Raw genomic sequence first — 19,544 nt, 5'->3', positions numbered from 1 at the left:
GCGCCGACTCAGCCGCGGAGCAGCGAGGGCCGCGGGCGGTCGTCCGCGAGCGGGTGCCAGCCGTGCGCGGTCCGGTGGTACTCCTCGCGGGGGCCGTCCGCGACGAGCCGCGCGAGCGCGTCGACGTACCGGTCGACGTCGTCGTGCGATGTGCCGACGCCGATGCTCGCGCGCAGGCCGTTCGCCCGCCCGCCGACGCGCGCGAAGAACGGGTGGGCGCAGAACCGCCCGGCGCGCACCGAGATGCCGTGCTCGGCGCTCAGCGCGGCGGCGACGAGGCCGACCGACCCGCGGTCGAGCGCGACCGTCGCGATGCCGACGTGGTCCGAGGCATCCGCGAAGCCGCGCACGACCCGCACGCCCCCGATCCCGGCGATGCCCTCGACGAGGCGGCCGAGCAGCGCGCGGTCGTGCGCCTCGCGCGCCTGGTCGCCCAGTGCGTGGAGCTCGTCGAGCGCGATCGCGAGCGCCGCGATGCCGAGGACGTTCGGCGTGCCGGCCTCGTGACGCTCGGGCGCGGCGTGCCATTCGACCCGGCCGAGCTCGACCGACGAGACGGCGCCGCCGCCCGCGAGGTACGCGGGCGCGGCGTCGAGCCAGTCGCGGCGGCCGACGAGCGCACCGGCGCCGTAGGGCGCGTAGGCCTTGTGGCCCGAGAACGCCACGTAGTCGGCGCCCGATGCCGCGAGGTCCACCGAGCGGTGCGGGAGGAGCTGGGCGGCGTCGACCGCGAGGCGTGCGCCGTGCGCGTGCGCGAGCGCGGCGAGCCGGTCGATCGGCAGCAGCTCGCCGGTGACGTTCGATGCGCCGGTGACGGCCACGAGCGCCGCCGGACGCCGGGCGAGCTCGCGCGCGAGCGCGTCGACGGTCTGCTCGATCGTGTCGAGCCCGACGACGACGCGGCGTTCGCGCCACGGCAGCAGGTTCGCGTGGTGCTCGATGTCGAGCACCACCACCTCGCCGGGCACCGCGCTCGCGAGGAGGTTGAGGGCGTCGGTCGTGTTGCGGGTGAAGACCACGACGTCGCCGTCGCGCGCGCCGAGCAGGCGGGCGACGGTGCGACGGGATTCCTCGACGAGGTCGGTCGCGATCTCGGACGGGAATCCGGTCCCGCGGTGCACGCTCGAGTACCAGGGCAGGAGTCCCGCGACCCGCTCGGCCACGACGCCGAGCGCCGGGGCCGAGGCCGCGAGGTCGAGGTTCGCGTGACGCATTCGGCCGCCGCCGAGCACCGGGACCTCGAGGCCCGCGTCGGCGAGCACGGCGAGCGGACGCACCTCGGTGCGTTCGGCGGCGATGGCGGGGGCTGCGGTCACGGGCGTCCTTCCTGTGCGGGCTCCGGACCCAGCGACGCTACGACGGCGGCGCACGGCCCTCAACCATCGCGTGACGCGGACCGTCACGGCACGACACACGGGGAAACAGTGGCGGGACGGGGTGGATCGCACCCCGTCCCGCCGTCGACGGCGCCGGTTCGGCGAGCGACGCCGGACCGGCGCCACGCGTCCGCCCCGTCGCCCTCCCCCGGGCGCCGCGTGCCCTACGCCTCGCTCGCCGCCTCGGGCTCGCCGAGGGAGAGCATGAGCCGGTTGGCCCAGTTGAAGAACGCGGCCGAGTGGATGACGTCGGACACGGCCTGCTCGTCGAGCCCTGCCGCGCGCAGCGCCGCGAGGTGCTCCGGCCCGAGCCGGGGCGGAGTCGCCGCCAGGGCGGTGGCGGCGTCGACCACGGCACGCCAGCGCTCGTCCTGCGGGGCCGCGACGCCGTCGTCGAGCAGGCGCTGGACGTCGTCGTGGCGCTTGGAGTGGTGCGTCGCGAAGCGCGCGTGCACGGATGCGCAGAAGATGCATCCGTTGAACCGGCTCGTCGCCGCCGCCGCCAGTTCGCGCTCGGCGCGCGGGAGGCCGTCGGCCGCGTTGTAGAAGATGTCCTTGTCGGTGAGGGTGCGCGCCTTCAGGATGTCGGGGTCGCGCACCAGCAGCCGGAAGTAGTCGCTCTTCGACCGGCCGCGGTCGACGAGGCCCTCCCACTGGCGCTCGGTGAGCGTGGCCTCGTCGGCGGGCTCGAGCCAGGGCAGCCAGCCGAGCTCGTCCTGGGTGAACGCGAGCGGCACGACGGCGTCGGGGTGCTGGAGGATCTCGGCGGGCGCCTCGGTCCCGGTGGTCTGGTCGGTCATGCCGCGGCCTCCTCGGCGGTGAGCAGTCGGAGCCCGGCCGCGACGCGCAACTGGAACGCGAGGAACGACACGAGCTGGGAGAGGGTGACGATGCCGTCGGCGGACCAGCCGGCCGCGACGAGCGTGCGCAGGGCGTCGGCGGATGCCTCGCGCGGGCGGAACACGAGCAGGTGCGCGTGGTCGAGCGCGGCGGACAGCCGCTCGCCGAGCGCCGCACGGGCGTCGGCCGGCGCCGTCCAGCGGAGGCCGTCGACGCTCTCGCCGACGAGCGGGCCCTCGGCCGGGTACGCGCCGTACGGGCCGGTCGCGGCGGCCGCGACGGCGAGCTCGGCGACCGTGTCGGCGAGTCCGTCGCCCCCGGCCTCGCGGGTCAGCGCGCCGAAGTGGGCCGCCGCGACGTCGTCGGCGTGGAGTGCCGCGACGAACTGGGCGACCGCGGCGCGCTCGGCGAGGCTCGCGTGCGCCTCGTCGACCTCGGTGAACAGGGCGTCGTAACTCGCCTGGGCGTGCTCGCGGGTCACCGGGCGGTGCCGGCGCAGCGCGTCGACCGCGCCTCCCGGTGCGACGCCGGCGAGCCGGTCGAGGAGATCGGTCATCCGTGGATCGTTCCTGTGGTGGTCGTGGGGGTCGTGGTGGTCGTGGGGTCGCCGCGGCTCAGGCGGCGGAGGCGTCCGCGTGCGGGACGCGCTCGGTCGCCCGCGCGCCGCCCCAGCCGAGGGCGGGCGCCACCTCGGTGGCGATGAGCTCGATCGAGCGGAGCACGAGCTCGTGCGGCGGGTCGACCGAGTGCACCTGGAACGCGACGTCGGTCGCCTCCGCGGCAGCGGAGTCGCGCGAAAGCGACTCGACGACCTCGTCGACGGTGCCGACATGGGTGTCGTACGTCGCGATGAGGTCGTCGAGCGAGTCGCCGAACGGCGGCTGGCCGTTTCGGCTGAATCCGACGGTCGCGCGGCGCAGCCCGATCTCGGCGTACCGGCGGGCCTCCTCGCGGGAGTCCGCGACGAACAGCGTGCGCGAGGCGAGCACGCGCGGCTCGACGTCCTCGGGCAGCGACGCGCGGTAGGCGTCGATGATCGGCAGTTGCAGTTCGGAGAGGGTCCGGCGCGGGGCATCCGCGGGCCGCGGCTGGGTGCGCGAGAGCATGAGCCCGTGCCCGGCCCGGCCAGCGCGCGTGCCGCCGAACGCCGAGAACGTGGCCTGCCAGATGCGGCCGAGCAGGTCCCGGCCCGAGGGCTGCAGCCGGTTCGCCGGGTCGCCGAGCTCGGCGCCCGCGAGCGCCGCGACGAGCGTGTCGACCTTCTCGGCGAACACGCGAGCGCGGTCCTCCGCGCGCTCGCCGAACGCGAGGAACGACGCGGGCGTCGAGCCCGATCCGACGCCGAGCTCGACGCGGCCGCCCGAGAGCAGGTCGAGCACGACCGCGTCCTCGGCGACGCGCACCGGATCCTCGAGCGGGAGGGTCACGACGCCGGTGCCGAGGTGGATGCGACTCGTCGCCGCGGCGGCGTGCGCGAGGAACACGAACGGCGAGGGCAGGCCGCCCTCGGCGGCGTGGAAGTGGTGCTGCGCGACCCACGCCGAGTCGAAGCCGTGCCGTTCGGCCTGGACGACCTGCTCGAGCGCGATGCGGTAGCGCTCGGCGGCGGTCGCGTCGTCGAGGAGGCGGGTGAAGAATCCGATGCGGGTCACGCGAGGGCCTTCCGTCTGGGGACCGCGTCCAGGAGGTCCCTGGTGTACTCGTGCCCCGGGTTGCGGAACACCTGTTCGGTCGGGCCGCTCTCGACGATGCGGCCCTGCCGCATCACCGACACGGAGTGGCTGATGCGCGCGACGACGGCGAGGTCGTGGCTGATGAAGAGGTAGCTGAGGCCGAGCTCGGCCTGGAGCTGCTCGAGGAGCTCGAGGATGCGCGCCTGCACGGTGACGTCGAGGGCCGACACGGCCTCGTCGAGCACGACGAGCTCGGGCTCGAGTGCGAGCGCGCGGGCGATCGCGATCCGCTGGCGCTGCCCGCCCGAGAGCTCGCGGGGGCGCCGGTCCGCGACGTCGGCCGGCAGCGCGACCCGGTCGATGAGCCGCACGGCCGCCTCGCGGCGCGAGCGGCGATCGCCGACGCCGAAGTTGCGCAGCGGCTCGGCGATGATGTCCGCGACCGTCTGGCGCGGGTCGAGCGACGCGAACGGGTTCTGGTAGACCAGCTGTACGCGACGGCGGAACTCGCGTCGGCCCGCGCCCGTCAGCTTCGTGACATCCTCACCGCCGAGGCGCACCGCGCCGGCGTCGGGCGTGATGAACCGGGTCACGATGCGCGCCGTCGTCGTCTTGCCCGACCCCGACTCCCCCACGATCGCGTGCGTCGTGCCGCGGAGCACGCGGAACGACACGTCGTCGGCCGCACGGAACGGCTCGCGCCCCCGGCCGAGCGAGTACGTCTTGGTCAGGCCCACCGCCTCGAGCGCGAACGGGTTCTCGGCCGCGGCCACTCCGGCGTCGCGCAGGTAGATCGGCGGAGTCGGCCGGCGGAACTCGTGCTCGCCGAGGCCCGGCGCGTCCTGGATGAGGCGTCGCGTGTACGCCTCGCGCGGGGCGTCGAGCACCGCCGTCGTCGCGCCGTGCTCGACGACGCGCCCGTGCTGCATGACGACCGTGCGCTCGGCGCGCTCGGCCGCGACGCCGAGGTCGTGCGTCACGAGCAGCACCGCGGTGCCGTGCTCGCGGCGAAGGTCGTCGATGAGGTCGAGGATGCGCCGCTGGACGGTGACGTCGAGCGCGCTCGTCGGCTCGTCGGCGATCACGAGCTCGGGCTCGAGTGCGACGGCGTTCGCGATGAGGACGCGCTGGCGCATGCCGCCCGACAGCTCGTGCGGGTACTGCTTCGCGCGGAGCGCGGGGTCGTCGAGGCCGACCCGGTCGAGCAGCTCGAGCACTCGACGGCGGATGTCCCGGCGGTCGCCGCGACGGTGGATGCGGAACGCCTCCCCGAGCTGGACCCCGATCGGGCGCACCGGGTTGAGCGAGGACACCGGATCCTGCGGGATGTAGCCGATGCGGGCCCCGCGCACCTCCTGCAGGCGCCGGTCGTTCCATCCGGCGAGGTCGACCCCGCCGAGCCGGATCGCGCCGCGCTCGACGCGACCGCCCTCGGGCAGGAGCCCGAGCACCGCGCTCGCGGTCGTCGTCTTGCCCGAGCCGGACTCGCCGACGAGCGCGACGACCTCGCCCGGCGCCACGTCGAACGCGACATCGTGCACGACCCGGCGCTCGTCGCCGCGCGACGTGCGGTACGCGATGTCGAGGCCCGAGACCTCCAGGAGCGCGGTCATCGTTCCCTCCCGATGGCGTGGCTGATGCGGTTCGCACTGAGCACGACGGCGACGACCACGAGGCCCGGCAGCACGGTCAGCCACCAGCTCGTCGCGACGTAGTTGCGGCCCTCGGCGATGAGCAGGCCCCACTCGGGCGTCGGCGGCGGGGCGCCGTAGCCGAGGAATCCGAGCGTCGAGATCGCGAGGATGGCGCTGCCGAACTGGAGCGCGGCGAGGCCGATGACGGCGGTCAGGGAGTTCGGGAGGATGTGCCGGCCGAGCACCTGGTGCAGCCGAGCCCCGGAGCCGAACGCGGCCTCGACGAAGTCCGCCTGGCGCACGCGCACGACCTCGCTGCGGGCGAGCCGGGTGAACGCGGCGATCGAGCCGATGCCGACCGCGATCGCGGCGTTCACGGTACCGAAGCCGAGCAGGATGATGATGCTGAGCGACAGCAGCAGGCCGGGGATCGACAGGAGCACGTCGACGATGCGCCCGACGATCGCGTCGACCGCGCCGCCGAGGGAGCCGGCGAGCACGCCGAGCAGGGTGCCGCCGACGAGGCCGACGGTGACCGCGACGAACGCGCCCGAGAGCGAGTGCACCGCGCCGTACACGACGCGGGCGAACAGGTCGCGACCCAGGGCATCGGTGCCGAACGGATGCGTCGCGCTCGGCGCCTGCAGCTTCTCGGCGGGGATGCCCGTGAGCGGATCGGCCGACGTGAACAGCCAGGGGACGATCGCCCAGAGGACGACGACCACGATGACGAGTGCGGCGAGCACGACGCCGGGGCGGAGGCGGCGGAGGCGGGCGCGCCACGGGCCGGGGGCGGGTGCGTGGTCTCGAGACGCGTCCTCGCTGCGCTCGGGCGCTCCTCGACCACCGGGGGAATCCTCGGGCGCTCCTCGACCACCGGGGGAATCCTCGGGCGCTCCTCGACCACCGGAGACCTCCTCGCCACCGGAGACCTCCTCGGGCGTCACTCGTGCACCGGTCAGGTCCGTCGCGGTCACGCGGCCACCGCCTTCCGCTTGAGGCGCGGATCGAGCACCGGGTACACCAGGTCGACCGCGAGGTTGACGACGACGAACACGAGGGCCGCGAGGATCACGACGGCCTGGAGCACCGCCACGTCCTGGTTGCGCACGGCCTCCTCGGTGAGCCGGCCGATCCCGGCCCGGCCGAACACCGTCTCGGTCACGACGGCGCCGCCGATGAGCTCGCCGATCAGCACGCCGGCGATCGTGACGGTCGGCAGCAGCGCGTTGCGCGCGACATCCCGCCACAGCACCCACGCGTGGCTCGCGCCCTTCGCGCGCACCACGGCGACGAACGGCGAGCGGGTGGTCTCGTCGATCGAGCGGGCGAGGATCTGCGCGAGCGGCGCGGAGATCGGGATGGCGAGGGTGACCACCGGCAGGATGAGCGCCTGCACGGGGTCGGCGCCGATCACCGGCACGAGCCGCAGCTGGAACGAGAACACCTGGATCAGCACGATGCCGAGCCAGAACACCGGGATCGACACGAACGCGCCCGGCAGCGCGCGCAGCCCCTGGCGGAGCCATCCGAACGGCGCGAGGGTCGAGAGGAAGGCGATCGCGACCGCGAGCACGACCGCGAGCAGGAATCCGAGCGTCGCGAGCGCGACCGTGTCGGGCAGCGCCGAGCCGAGGAGCTCGTGCACCGCCGTGCCGTACTGGACCGAGTACCCGAAGTCGCCGACGAGGAACCCCGTCAGGGTGTGCAGGAACTGCTCGGGCAGCGTGGTGTCGGCACCGTACGCGGCCCGGATGGACGCGATCTGGTCGGGCGAGAGGCCCAGTTCCGGGCTCTCGAACTTGATGAGGACGGCGTCGCCCGGCAGCGCCTGCAGCAGGACGAACGTCGCGGTGAACGCGACCACGAGCACGATCAGCGCCTGGCCGGCGCGGCGCAGCACGTAGGGCATGGATGCCTCCCTCCTTGCGATTCGTTCCCGCCGGTCGAGTAGGGCCCGGCGGAGCCGGACCCGTATCGAGACCATCGATCTCGATACGCGTCGCCTGCGGCGGCGCTACTCGATCAGCGGGACGTGCGGGGTTACTGCTGGTCGAGCCAGGTGTCGTAGAACAGCGGGCGGGCGACCGACTCGGTGCGGAAGCCGTGCACGTACGGCGCGGCGCCGTAGACCTGCGGCTCCTCGAACAGCGGGATCACGTAGGCCTGCTCGGTCAGGTAGTCCTGGACCGCGGCGGATGCCTCGTCGCGCTTGGCGGGGTCGGGCTCGGATGCCACGGCCTCGAGCAGGCGGTCGAGCTCGGCGTCGTTCGAGAGCAGCGTGTTGCGGTTCTTCGTGTGGTACTGGCTCTTGATCACGTCGTTGTCCGCGCGGCCGACCATCGAGTGGTAGAGCGGGGTCTTCAGGGGATCCTTGATGTCCTCGGCGTAGCTGCCCGAGTCGGCGGCCTTCACGTTCAGCTCGACGCCGATCTTCTTCAGCTGCTGGGCGACGAGCTCGAGCGTCTGCTTCGAGAGCGGCTGCGGCGCGGCCTCGTACACCGTGAGGGAGAGGCGCTGCCCGTCCTTCTCGCGGATGCCGTCGGCGCCGACCTTCCAGCCCGCCTCGTCGAGGAGTTCCTCGGACTGCTCGGGGTCGTAGGCCAGCGCCTTCGACTCGTCCGTGTAGCCCTTGGCCGTCGAGGCGAGCTGCGACGTCGCGACCGGGTAGTTGTCGGTGAAGATCGTGTCGACGACCTCCTGCGCGTCCACGCCGTGCACGAGCGCCTGGCGCACGCGGAGGTCGCTCAGCAGCGGGTTCGTGAAGCGCAGGCCGAGCGAGTTGTTCACGCCGCGGGTGGGGGCGCCGATCACCTCGAAGCCGGCACCGGCGACCTGCTCCTCGTCGAACGCCTGCACGTAGCGGATCAGGTCGGCCTGGCCTGCGAGCAGCGAGCCGATGCGCACGCTGTCCTCGGGCGTCACGACGACGTCGATCGCGTCGAGGTAGGGGCGGCCCTGGTGCTCGAACGACAGCGGCGCCCAGTCGTAGTCCTCGCGGGCGGCGAGGTGGATCGACGTGCCGATCTCCTCCTCGGTCGCGACGAAGGGTCCGCTGCCGACGATCTCGGCGGCGTTGCCCGCGCCCCAGTCCTCGAGCTTGCGGTCGAGCGTCGCGGGTGAGACGAGGCCCGAGTTGATGGTCGACGTGGCCTGCAGGAAGCCGGGAGCCGGCGCCGCGAAGCGGAACGTCACGGTGTCCGCGTCGACGACCTCGCTCGAGGCGTAGTTGTTGATCGCCTCCGAGATCGTGAGGCCGAGTTCCTTGTTGCCGAGGCCGTACGTGTCGAAGTTCTTCGCCACGGCGGCCGCGTCGAGCGGGGTCCCGTCGGAGAAGGTCACGTCGTCGCGCAGGTCGAACGTGTACTCGGTGGCATCCGCGTTGACCGTCCACTCGGTCGCGACCCACGGCTCGATCTCGAGCGACTCGGGGTCCTGCCAGGTGAGGCGGGCGGTGAGGTTGTTCACCAGGCCGCCGTTCGGGTAGAAGCCGGCCTGCGGCGGGTAGAGCGTCGTGTACGTCTGGTGCTCGAGGTAGGTGAGCGTGCCGCCCTCGACGGGGTCGGCGGCCGGGGCGGTGTCGGTGGACGCCGGCTGGGCGGCGCACGACGCCAGCAGGGCGGCCGTCGCGGCGGATGCGACGCCGGTGGCGAGCAGGGTTCGGAAGCGGTGCGTGGGCATGTCGATGGTCCTCTTGGATCGAGTGCTGCGGCTGGGGACTGGGTGCGCCGGGTGGGCGTGGGTCGAAGCTAGGGGTGTCTCGGCGAGCGCTCAACGGCCGCTCGACCGAGGGCGTCACCGGCGGACGCGAGTCGCAATCCGAGGTCACTCGGCGACACATGGACGTTGTACGGACGGGCCAGGCCGAGTCGTTCGCGCAACGTGACGTCATGTTCCGGAGCGTCCCCGATCACGCCGAGGCGGCGGAGTTCGGGCACGACCTCCTCGGCGAAGGCCTCGAACTGCGCCGGCTGGGTCGCCGAGAGCACGTTGAATCCGTCGACCGCCTCGGCCTCGGCCCACGCGGCGAACTCGGCGGCGATGTCGGGCGCGGTGCCCACGACCATCGACGCGTTGACGGATGCCGCGACGACGAGGTGGCGCAGCGTGGACGACCGCTCGGCGCCGGGGTAGCGGCCGGTGCGCTCGGCGACGATCTCGACGAGCTCCTCGCCGAACGACGTGAACTGCGCGGCGAGGTGGTCGGTGACCTCGCGGTCGGGCGTCAGGTCGGTGAGGTCGACGCCCACGAGGTGCGAGAGGTGCGCGAGCGACCGGGTCTCGGGGAGCGACGCCGGCGCGCCGTCCGGCCAGTCCTCGGCGATCGGCACGAGCTCGGAGAGCCGGTCGGCGATCTGCTGCGCCGCCTCCAGCGTCGGCCCGACGATCGGCATCACGGGCGCGATCACCTTGAGCGTCCGGTCGTCGCGTCCGGACTCGAAGGCCAGCGCCCGCAGTTCCTCGCGGAGCGCGGCCGCCTGCTCGAGCCCCGAGACGGCCACGAGGGCGATGTCGGCGCTCTGCGCGGCGAAGAGCCGCGACCGCGGCGACGTGCCCGCGTGCACGATCGGCAGGTGCCCCTGCACGGGGCGGACGACGTTGAGCGGGCCGGTCACGCTCAGGTGCTGGCCGTGGAAGTCGGTGGCGTGCAGGCGCGCGGGGTCGAGGTACAGTCCGGTCGCGGGGTCGGCGACGATCGCGCCGTCCTCGAACGAGTCCCAGAGCCGGCGGAGCACGTGCTCGAACTCGACCGCGCGGTCGTACCGCACCTCGTTGGCCGCGTGCGCGTCGACGCCGAAGTTGCCCGCTGCGCGCGGTTCGGCGCCGGTCACGAGGTTGAGCCCGGCGCGGCCGCCGCTCAGGACGTCGATCGACGCCGTCGCGCGGGCCAGCGTGTAGGGGTCCGCGTAGCTGGTGTTCGCGGTCGCGATGAGCCCGATCCGGCTCGTGATGCCCGCGAGGTAGGTGACGGCGGAGATCGGGTCGATGCGGGCGACCAGGTAGGGGTCGCGGTAGGCGAGGTCCTCGCCGGTCGCGAGCCAGTCGCCGAAGAAGAGGTAGTCGAGCCCCGCGGCCTCGGCGACCTCGGCCGTGCGGCGGAGCACGGCGGCGTCCCCGCGCGGGTCGCGATGGGCGCCGGGGACGCGCCACCCGGACGGGTACGCGCCGACGGTGCGGACCATGGCGCCGATGATGAGTCGTGACATTTCGTTCCTCCCGCTGCCGAACGTAGGGAGGGCCTCCGGATCAGCGCGACCCCTCCCGTCACACGCCGGAACCGTGCGTCACAGAAGGTTCCGCGGCGTCATGTGCGGGGCATCCTCGCGTCACGCGCGAGCGGTCCGGCCGCCAGTGTGACACCCTCTTGCGGGAATTCACCAAGCGGAGAATACTCCGTGGCATGCGCGCAGTGATGCTCAAGGAATTCCAGGAACTCCGCCGCGATCACCGCACCCTCGCGATGCTGATCGTGCTCCCCCTGCTGCTGCTCGTGATCTTCGGGTACGCCGCGAACTTCAACGTCGAACACCTCACGGTCACGGTCGTCGGCAGCGACAGCCAGGACGTCGTGGACTTCATCGACGCCGACGACGACCTGTCCGATCACCTGGAAGTGGTCGCCACCGAGCCCGACGGCGACGCCGATACCGCCGAGGAAGTGCTGCGCGACAACCAGTCGGACGTCGCGATCGTCGCCTCCGGCGGCGACTGGACCGCCTACATCGACGGATCGAACCTGTTCGCCGCCCAGTCGGCCGTCGGGCTGTTCGCGCAGGTCTCGCAGGGCCTCGCGCAGCAGCAGGCCCAGGCCGCGGCGCAGGGACAGCAGGTCGACGTGCCGACGCTCGAGACCGAGGTGCTGTTCAACCCCGACCTCACGACGTCGTGGGTGATGATCCCCGCGATCATCGGCCTCATCCTCACCTTCATCGGCACGATCGTGACGAGCATCGGCCTGGTCCGCGAGCGCGAGGCGGGCACGTTCGAGCAGCTCGCGGTCATGCCGCTCCGCGCGAGCGGGGTCATCCTCGGCAAGATCACGCCGTACTTCCTGCTCGCGAGCTTCGACATGGCGCTCGTCACGGTGCTCGGGCTGCTGCTGTTCGGTGTGCCGTTCAACGGGCCGGTCGCGCTGTTCGTCGTCGGCGCCGCGCTGTTCCTGTTCGTCGTGCTCGGCCTCGGCGTGCTCATCTCGTCGGTGTCGCAGACCACGGGCCAGGCGATCCAACTCGCGCTGCTCACGCTGCTGCCGCAGATCCTGCTGTCGGGCATGATCTTCCCGCTCGACGCGATGGCGGCGGGCGTCCGCTGGATCGGCTACCTGCTGCCGCTCACCTACTTCACGATGGTGTCGCAGGGCGTCATGGTGCGCGGTGCGGGATGGGATTCGCTCTGGCTGCCGCTCACGGTGCTCGCGGTCATGGCGGTCGTCGTGTTCGGCGTCGCCGTGATCCGGCTGCGGCGGAGCCTCGCACCGGCGGCGCCGAAGGAGCGCCCGAAGGCCGAGCGCGAGTCGGTCGGAGCGGGTCGATGAGCCGGGGCGGCCCGAGCGGGCGGCACGCGGCGGGTGCGGAGGACGCCCCGGTCACCGCGGATGCCACGGTCACGACGGATGCCACGGCCGCGACGGATGCCACGGCCGCGACGGATGCCACGGGCGCGGACGTGCTCGCCGCCGAGGCGGTCACCGTCGACTTCGCCCACGTCCGCGCGCTCGACGGCGTCTCGCTCGCGGTGCCGCGCGGCCAGGTGACCGCGGTGGTCGGCGGCGACGGCGCCGGCAAGTCGACGCTCCTGCGCGTGTTCGCGAACCGCATCCGTCCGTCGGCCGGATCGGTGCGGACGCTCGGGGCCGAGCGCCTCGGCTACCAGCCCGCGGCGTCGGGCGTGTGGGGCAACCTGTCGGTCGACGAGAACGTCGAGTTCGTCGGGCGGTCCTACGGCATGGATGCCCCGGCGATCCGATCGCGCAGCGCCGGACTGCTCGAGCGCGCCGGGCTCGCCGAGGCCCGGACCCGCCTCGGCCGGGACCTGTCGGGCGGGATGCGGCAGAAGCTCGGCTTCGTGCTCGCGGTGCTGCACGAGCCCGACCTCGTCATCCTCGACGAGCCGAGCACGGGCGTCGACCCGGTCAGCCGGGTCGAGCTGTGGCGGCTCATCGCCGGGATCGCGGCCGAGGGCGCCGCGGTGCTCATGGCGACGACCTACCTCGACGAGGCGCAGCGCGCGACCTCGGTGATCGCGCTCGACGCCGGGCGCGTGATCGGCGCGGGCACGGCGGACGACATCATCGCGGGCGTCCCGGGCGTCATCGCCGAGCTCCCCGGTGCGGCCGAGGCCGGCGAGACGCCGCCGAACGCGTGGCGGCGGGGCGTTCGCCGGCACGCGTGGTTCGCCGAGGGCGCGGCGCTCGACGGGGCGACGCCGATCACGCGCCCCGACCTCGAGGACGCGCTCATCGCGCTGACGCTCGCCGCGCGCCCCGCGGTCGACACCCCCGCCGCCCCTCCCGGAGCGCCGACACGACACGACGACACCCCCACCGCCCCTCCAGGAGCGCCGGCACGACACGAGGACACCCCCACCGGTGGTCGAGGAGCGCCGGCGCGGAGCGACGACGCGTCTCGAGACCACGCCACCCCACCCGGTCCCGTGCTCGCGCGCGCCGTCGGCGCGACCCGGCACTACGGTTCCACGACCGCGGTCGACGGGGTCGGCCTCGAGGTCCGCGCGGGCGAGATCGTCGGCCTGATCGGCGCGAACGGCGCGGGCAAGACCACGTTCCTCCGCATGCTCATCGGCCTCGAGCGCCCGGACGCCGGCTGGACCGAACTGTTCGGCGCCCCGCCCGACAACGCCGCGCGCAAGCGCATGGGCTACGTGCCGCAGGGGCTCGGGCTCTTCCGCACGATCACGGTCGAGCAGAACGTGGAGTTCAGCCGCAGCGTCTACGGCGGCCCGCCCGCCGAGCTGCCCGCGTCGCTCCGCGCGGTCGCACGGTCGGTCGTGCACGACATCGGGCTGGGCCGGCAGCGCCAGCTCGCCTTCGCGCTCGCGCTCGCGCACCGGCCCGAGCTGCTCGTGCTCGACGAGCCGACCTCGGGCGTCGACCCGCTCGCGCGCGCCCGGCTGTGGGACGTCATCCACGAGCAGGCCGCCGCGGGCCGCGGCGTGATCGTGACGACGCACTACCTGCAGGAGGCCGAGCAGTGCTCGCGGCTCGCGCTCATGTCGCACGGCCGGCTCCTCGGCGCGGGCTCGGTCGAGGACCTGACGCGCGGCACGCAGGCCGTGCTCGTCCGCTCCCCCGAGTGGCAGCGCGCGTTCGGCGCGCTCGGGGAAGCCGGCCTGCCGACGATGCTCACGGGCCGGGACATCCGCGTCGCCGGCGTGCCCGCCGACGAGGTGCGCGGCGCGCTCGACGCGCGGGGCATCCGGGCGAGCGTCGAGGACGTGCCGCCCACGCTCGAGGAGACCATGGTGCTGCTCGACCGGCAGCCCGCGGACGAGCCCGCCGCGGCCCGGCGATGAGCGGGCGGCGTCGCGGGCCGTCGACGACCCGCGACGACCTGATCACGGCCGCGCGCGTCGAGTTCGCCGAGCACGGCGTCCGGGGCGCGACGACGCGGCGGATCGCCGCGCGCGCCGGCGTCGACCCCGCGATGATCACGCACCACTTCGGCTCGAAGTCCGGCCTGTGGCAGGCGGTGCTCGACCTCCCGATCGACCCGGCGAAGCTCCTCGCGCCGGTGCGGTCCGCGCCGCCCGAGGAGGCGGCGCGCGCGCTGCTCGGCGTGCTGCTGCGCGCGTGGGACTCGCCGCTCGGCGTGCCGCTCCGTGCGGTCGTGCGGAGCGCGGTCGCCGATCCGGCGTACGCCGACCGGGCGCGCGAGTTCGTCGTCGCGCGGGCGATCCTCCCGACCATCCGGCGCGTGGCGCCCGAGGCCCAGGGCGCCGACCCGGATCCCGCGCGGCTCGCCGAACGGGCGTCGCTGGCCGCGACGCAGATCGCGGGGCTCATCCTCGCGCGCTACATCATCCGCATCGAACCGCTCGCGTCGGCCGACCACGAGTGGGTCATCGACCGGGTCGCGCCGAATGTGCAGCGCTACCTCACGGGGCCGCTGCCCTGATCGCGGATCCTGCGCCCGGCCTGCGGGATCCGCGGCGCCTGACGGCGCCGCGCGCGCCGCGCTAGCATGCCGCTCGGCGGATGCGGGCGAAGCCCGCCGCCGCCGTCCTCCCCCGGCCCCGGTCCGCGTGCACGCCTGGAGGAACGACATGTCCGAGTCCGACCCCGTCCCGTCGACCGCCGCGCCGGGCGACCCCGCGCCGGACGCGGCCGAGGTCGAGGCCGCCGCCGACCGCGTGATGACCGCGGCGCTCGGCTGGGTCGACCTCATGGCGATCCACCTCGGCTCCCGGCTCGGATGGTACGACGCGCTCGTGTCCCGCGGCCCGCTGGACGCCGCCGGACTCGCCGCCGCCACCGGAACGGATGCCCGGTACGCGCGCGAGTGGCTGGAGCAGCAGGCGGCATCCGGATGGCTCGTCGTCGAGGAGGCCGACCCGGCGGGCCCGGACGACGTCGCCGCCGCCCGCCGCTTCCGAATCGAGGCCGCGTTCGCCGAGGTCCTGACCGACGGCGCGAGCCGCTCGTTCATGGAGCCGGTCGCGCGCATGTTCGCCGCGTCCGCCGCGCGCCTTCCCGACCTGCTCGACGCGTACCGCTCGGGCGGCGGCGTCAGCTGGGAGCAGCTGGGGCGCCACGCGCGGGAGGCGCAGGCCGAGATGAACCGCCCGTGGCTCGAGGCCATGCCGGAGTTCCTCGCCGAGGTCCCGCGCGTCCGCGCCGCGCTCACCCGCCCCGGTGCCCGCGTCGCCGACCTCGGCATGGGAGCGGGCTGGTCGTCGATCGCCCTCGCGGCCGCGCACCCCGGGCTCCGGGTGGAGGGATTCGACGTGGACGAGGCATCCGTCGCCCTCGCGAAGGCGAACGCCGAGGCGGCCGGGCTCGCGGACCGCGTCGCGTTCCACCTCGTCGACGCCGCGAGGCTCGCCGAGCACGGGCCGTTCGACGCGGTGTTCGCGTTCGAGTGCCTCCACGACATGCCGCACCCCGTCGAGGTGCTCGCGGGCGTGCGTGCCGCGCTCGCGCCCGACGGCGTCGCCGTGATCATGGACGAGGCGACCGAGGACGCGTTCGCGCCGGACGCCCCGCCGGTCGAGCGCCTGCTCTACGGCTGGAGCCTGTTCGTGTGCCTCCCCGACGGCATGAGCCACGGAGAGAGCGCGGCGACGGGGACCGTCATGCGCGTCGACACGCTCCGCGGCTACGCGCAGCGGGCGGGCTGGCGCGACGTCCGCGTGATCGTCCCCGAGTTCGGGTTGTGGCGGTTCTACGAGCTGGTCGGGTGAGCGTGCCGACGCGCCCGTGGGTCCTCCACGTCGACCTCGACCAGTTCATCGCCGCGGTCGAGGTGCTCCGGCGTCCCGAGCTCGCCGGGCTCCCGGTCATCGTGGGCGGCCGCGGCGACCCGACCGAGCGCGCCGTCGTCTCGACGGCGTCGTACGAGGCGCGCGCGTTCGGCGTCGGCTCGGGGATGCCGCTGCGCATCGCCGCGCGGAAGGCGCCGGACGCGATCATCCTGCCCGTCGACCACGCCCACTACGAGGTGGCCTCGGCCGAGGTCATGGCGACGCTGCGCGCGCAGCCGGGCGCGACCGTGCAGGTGCTCGGCTGGGACGAGGCGTTCGTCGGTATCGAGACCGACGATCCGGAGGCGACCGCACGTGCGATCCAGCGCGCGGTGCTCGAGCGCACGCGCCTGCACTGCAGCGTCGGCATCGGCGACACGCTCGTGCGCGCGAAGGTCGCGACCGGGTTCGGCAAGCCGCAGGGCGTGTTCCGGCTGACCGCCGGGAACTGGCTCGAGGTCATGGGCGACCGGCCGGTGAAGGACCTGTGGGGCGTGGGCTCGAAGGTGTCCGGGCGGCTGGCGACGCTCGGCATCGCGACGGTCGCCGACCTCGCCGCCGCGCCCGACGAGCCGCTCGTCGCCGAGTTCGGGCCGCGCATGGGGCCCTGGTACCGGGAGCTCGGCCGCGGAGCGGGGGCATCCGTCGTCGACGACACGCCGTGGGTCGCCCGCGCGCACGGCCGCGAGACCACCTTCCAGCAGGACCTCGCCGACCCCGACGAGATCGAGGGCGCGCTGCGGATGCTCGCCGCGTCGGTGCTCGAGGATGTCGCGGCCGAGGCCCGACCGGTCGTCGGCCTGTTCCTCAAGGTGCGGTACGCGCCGTTCACGACGAAGACGTTCAGCCGGCGGATCCCGTCGTCGTCCGACCGCGACGACGTGACCGCGCGCATGCTCGGCCTCGCCGCCGACCGCATCGAACCCGGCCGGCCGATCCGGTTGCTGGGGCTCCGCGCGGAGATGGCGATGCCCGAGGACGCCCGCGAGGGGCACACGCCGACGCGCGGCGGATGGTGACCCGGAGCGGCGAATCCTCCGAGTTGCATGGGAGAACCTTTGATCCTTCCTGAGCGGGTCTGCTAGGAAAGGGGAGGTTCGTTCCCCCAGCGATTGGATACCCGAAGATGAGTTCCCCCACGATCCAGACCGAGTCCGAGGCCCTGAGCGACTACGCCGCGGTCGGTGGCGCTCCCGCGATCACCGCCGTCGTCAACCGGTTCTACGAGCTCGTGCTCGGCGACGACCGGCTCCGCGGCTACTTCGACGGCGTCGAACTGGTCCGCCTCAAGCGCCACCAGGTCGCGCTCGTGTCGCAGGTCATGGGCGGCCCGGTCGCCTACGACGGCCGCGACCTGCGGACCGCGCACGCCGGCAAGGGCATCTCGGCCGACGACTTCGGAGCCGTCGCCGGGCACCTGATCGCCGCGCTGACCGAGGCCGGTGTCCCGTCCGAGATCATCGACCGGACCGTGGCCGCCGTCGCGGCGACCCAGCCCGACATCGTCGAGGTCCCCGCGACGCAGGCGTAGCACGGGGTGGACACCGCCGCACTGAAGCACACCTGGTCGCTGGCCGAATCGCTCGGCGACGAGGTGCCGCTCTTCTTCTACTCGCACCTCTTCTACACGCACCCCGAGCTCCGGGCCATGTTCCCGGTCTCGATGACGACCCAGCGCGACAAGCTCGTCGGGGCGCTCGGGCGCATCGTGTCGAACGTCGACCAGCTCGACGACGTGACCGCGTTCATCCAGCAGCTCGGGCGCGACCACCGTCGCTTCCAGGTCATCACCGAGCACTACGACGCGGTCGGCCTGTCGCTGCTCACCACGCTGAAGCACTTCCTCGGCGCCCTCTGGACCGAGGAGCTCGCGGCCGACTGGGCCGCGGCGTACGGCGTGATCGCGACGGTCATGGTGCAGGCGGCCGAGGAGTCGGAGCGCACCAGTCCGGCAGCGTGGGAGGGCCACGTCACGGGCGTCGAGCGTCGGAGCATGGACGTCGCGATCGTGCACGTCCAGCCCGTTCCCGACTTCGCGTACGAGCCGGGCCAGTCGGTCGCGGTCGAGGCCCCCCACGCACCGCGGCTCTGGCGCTACTTCAGTCCCGCGAACGCGCCGCGCGCCGACGGCACGCTCGAGTTCCACGTGCAGCTCGTGCCCGGCGGGCAGGTGTCGAGCGGGATCGTGCGCCAGCTCAAGGCCGGCGACACGCTGCGGCTGGGCGCCGCGGTCGGCCAGGAGCTCACGCTCGGCGACGCGGATCGCGAGCGCGACCTCGTGATGGTCGCGGGCGGAACAGGCCTCGCCCCGCTTCGGGCGCACCTGGAGCGGATCGACCTCCAGTGGCAGGCCACCGGCGACGCGCCGCGCGTGCACCTATACCACGGTGCGCGCGTGCCGTGGAACCTGTACGAGCACCGCCTGCTGCAGAACCTCACCGGCCGCCCGTGGTTCTCGTACGCGCCCGTGGTCTCGGACGACCCCAGCTACCCGGGCCGGAAGGGCCGCATCGGCGACGCGGTGGCCGAGGACCTGCTCGGCCCCGGCCCCCTCGCGATGGTCTGCGGCTCGGGGGCGATGGTCCGCCACACCCTCGGTCGCCTCCGAGACCTCGGCTTCGGTTCGGCCGACCTCCGGTTCGAACGCTTCGCCACCCTCGACGAAGACAGCCTCGCCGTGCGCGACGACGCACGACCCCCGCAGCCGTCGTCGCAGTCCGCAGCGCAGATGGGAAGTACCCGATGACCCCCGTGTGGGACGACGCCGACCGAATCCCGATCCCCGAGCCGCCCGCTCCCGACGAACACCTGGCGAGCGCGGTCGCGCGGCTCGAGCAGGCGGGCACGACCCGCTTCTCGACGCGTTCGCTCGGCGGCTACGACCGGACGGAGGTCGACGGCTTCCTGGCGGAGCTCGCGACGTCGATCTCGGACGTCCGGACCGCCCTCGACCGGGATCGACGCGAGCTCGCCGCGCTGCGCGCGGAGAACGTGAAGCTCAAGGCGTCCGCGAACTCCGATCTCGAGCAGGAGGTGACGCTCGGGGCGGTCGGCCTGCTCTCGCAGGCGCAGGTGATCGCGGACAAGGCCGTGGCCGACGCGGAGCAGTACGCGCGCGACCTGGTCATCACCGCCCGCAACCAGTACCGCGAGGTCCTCGAGCGCGGCGCCGAGCGCGCGGCGCAGGCCGGCGCGAAGGCGGAGGTCCCGACCTCGACGGCGCCGATCCCGACCCTGCCGCCGATGCCCGAGATCGAGTACGTGCGCACGTACGCGCAGGTGGCGCAGATCCAGTTGCGCTCCGTGCTCGATGCGCTGACCGAGCAGGTCGACCGGCTCGGATCGCTGCCCCAGTCCGTGCAGGAGGCGCCTGCGGCGCCGGCCCCCGTCGTCGACGAGGACGCGGTCCCCGACGAGGAGCCGGACTGGCTGCCGGCGGTGCCCCCGCTGCCCACGATCCAGCGGCAGACCTACATCAGTCCGTGACCCGTGCGCCTTCGGGTGCGGCGGCGGTGCCGCTGCCGTACCCGGAGGCCGGTCGC

The 19,544-nt window shown here is 73.8% G+C and carries 17 protein-coding genes; 8 read left to right on the top strand and 9 right to left on the bottom strand.

From position 1 onward, the window contains the following. Window positions 1-8: 8 nt before the first annotated feature. The 9 genes from ACDF64_RS07150 to ACDF64_RS07110 form a co-directional block, all read right to left on the bottom strand. Window positions 9-1,316, bottom strand: coding sequence for an aminotransferase class V-fold PLP-dependent enzyme (locus ACDF64_RS07150; protein WP_394554391.1), 1,308 nt, complete (start codon window positions 1,314-1,316; stop codon window positions 9-11). A 224-nt stretch (window positions 1,317-1,540) separates the two neighbouring features. Beyond that, window positions 1,541-2,176, bottom strand: a complete 636-nt coding sequence (locus tag ACDF64_RS07145) for an alkylhydroperoxidase domain protein (RefSeq protein ID WP_394554388.1) — start codon at window positions 2,174-2,176, stop codon at window positions 1,541-1,543. Then, window positions 2,173-2,772 carry a CMD domain protein gene (locus tag ACDF64_RS07140; protein ID WP_394554387.1) on the bottom strand — a complete coding sequence of 200 codons (600 nt, stop codon included), beginning with the start codon at window positions 2,770-2,772 and terminating at the stop codon, window positions 2,173-2,175. The genes ACDF64_RS07145 and ACDF64_RS07140 overlap by 4 nt, the downstream gene beginning before the upstream one ends. 58 nt (window positions 2,773-2,830) lie before the next feature. Further along, a complete protein-coding gene (locus tag ACDF64_RS07135) occupies window positions 2,831-3,868 on the bottom strand; it encodes a putative FMN-dependent luciferase-like monooxygenase (protein WP_394554385.1) in 1,038 nt (345 codons plus the stop codon). Next, on the bottom strand, window positions 3,865-5,502 hold the full coding sequence (locus ACDF64_RS07130; protein WP_394554384.1) for a dipeptide ABC transporter ATP-binding protein: 1,638 nt from the start codon (window positions 5,500-5,502) through the stop codon (window positions 3,865-3,867). Before ACDF64_RS07130 ends, ACDF64_RS07135 begins: the two co-directional genes overlap by 4 nt. Continuing rightward, window positions 5,499-6,500 (bottom strand): ABC transporter permease, encoded by a 1,002-nt coding sequence (locus ACDF64_RS07125; protein ID WP_394554382.1) that lies wholly within the window; start codon window positions 6,498-6,500, stop codon window positions 5,499-5,501. The genes ACDF64_RS07130 and ACDF64_RS07125 overlap by 4 nt, the downstream gene beginning before the upstream one ends. Then, window positions 6,497-7,435, bottom strand: coding sequence for an ABC transporter permease (locus ACDF64_RS07120; protein WP_394554380.1), 939 nt, complete (start codon window positions 7,433-7,435; stop codon window positions 6,497-6,499). The genes ACDF64_RS07125 and ACDF64_RS07120 overlap by 4 nt, the downstream gene beginning before the upstream one ends. 131 nt (window positions 7,436-7,566) lie before the next feature. Further along, window positions 7,567-9,204, bottom strand: coding sequence for a TIGR04028 family ABC transporter substrate-binding protein (locus ACDF64_RS07115; protein ID WP_394554378.1), 1,638 nt, complete (start codon window positions 9,202-9,204; stop codon window positions 7,567-7,569). 68 nt (window positions 9,205-9,272) lie between these two features. Continuing rightward, window positions 9,273-10,730, bottom strand: a complete 1,458-nt coding sequence (locus ACDF64_RS07110; protein WP_394554376.1) for an NtaA/DmoA family FMN-dependent monooxygenase — start codon at window positions 10,728-10,730, stop codon at window positions 9,273-9,275. Between the two features lie 194 nt (window positions 10,731-10,924). Here ACDF64_RS07110 and ACDF64_RS07105 point away from each other — a divergent pair, with 194 nt between their 5' ends. The 8 genes from ACDF64_RS07105 to ACDF64_RS07070 all read left to right on the top strand — a co-directional run bounded on the left by ACDF64_RS07105 (window position 10,925) and on the right by ACDF64_RS07070 (window position 19,488). Beyond that, on the top strand, window positions 10,925-12,058 hold the full coding sequence (locus ACDF64_RS07105) for an ABC transporter permease (RefSeq protein ID WP_394554374.1): 1,134 nt from the start codon (window positions 10,925-10,927) through the stop codon (window positions 12,056-12,058). Then, the gene (locus tag ACDF64_RS07100; RefSeq protein ID WP_394554372.1) at window positions 12,055-14,055 is read left to right on the top strand and encodes an ATP-binding cassette domain-containing protein; all 2,001 of its coding nucleotides are present in this window, start codon (window positions 12,055-12,057) and stop codon (window positions 14,053-14,055) included. The genes ACDF64_RS07105 and ACDF64_RS07100 overlap by 4 nt, the downstream gene beginning before the upstream one ends. Next, entirely contained in the window at window positions 14,052-14,657 is a 606-nt protein-coding gene (locus ACDF64_RS07095; protein ID WP_394554370.1) for a TetR family transcriptional regulator, read from the top strand. Before ACDF64_RS07100 ends, ACDF64_RS07095 begins: the two co-directional genes overlap by 4 nt. A 148-nt stretch (window positions 14,658-14,805) precedes the next feature. Then, window positions 14,806-15,942, top strand: a complete 1,137-nt coding sequence (locus tag ACDF64_RS07090; protein ID WP_394554369.1) for an SAM-dependent methyltransferase — start codon at window positions 14,806-14,808, stop codon at window positions 15,940-15,942. Between the two features lie 2 nt (window positions 15,943-15,944). Next, window positions 15,945-17,021 (top strand): DNA polymerase IV, encoded by a 1,077-nt coding sequence (locus tag ACDF64_RS07085; protein ID WP_394555067.1) that lies wholly within the window; start codon window positions 15,945-15,947, stop codon window positions 17,019-17,021. Window positions 17,022-17,128: 107 nt separating this feature from the next. Beyond that, window positions 17,129-17,533 (top strand): group 1 truncated hemoglobin, encoded by a 405-nt coding sequence (locus tag ACDF64_RS07080; protein WP_394554368.1) that lies wholly within the window; start codon window positions 17,129-17,131, stop codon window positions 17,531-17,533. A 6-nt stretch (window positions 17,534-17,539) separates the two neighbouring features. Next, complete coding sequence (locus tag ACDF64_RS07075; protein WP_394554367.1) at window positions 17,540-18,748, top strand: globin domain-containing protein; 1,209 nt, start codon at window positions 17,540-17,542, stop codon at window positions 18,746-18,748. Next, window positions 18,745-19,488, top strand: a complete 744-nt coding sequence (locus ACDF64_RS07070) for a DivIVA domain-containing protein (RefSeq protein WP_394554366.1) — start codon at window positions 18,745-18,747, stop codon at window positions 19,486-19,488. Before ACDF64_RS07075 ends, ACDF64_RS07070 begins: the two co-directional genes overlap by 4 nt. The last annotated feature ends 56 nt before the right edge of the window (window positions 19,489-19,544 follow it).

The organism is Agromyces sp. MMS24-JH15 (genome assembly GCF_043518605.1).
In the GTDB taxonomy this organism is placed as follows: Bacteria; Actinomycetota; Actinomycetes; order Actinomycetales; family Microbacteriaceae; genus Agromyces.
Note: the sequence above shows the minus strand (reverse complement) of the source record. Positions and strands in the feature narration are given on the sequence as shown.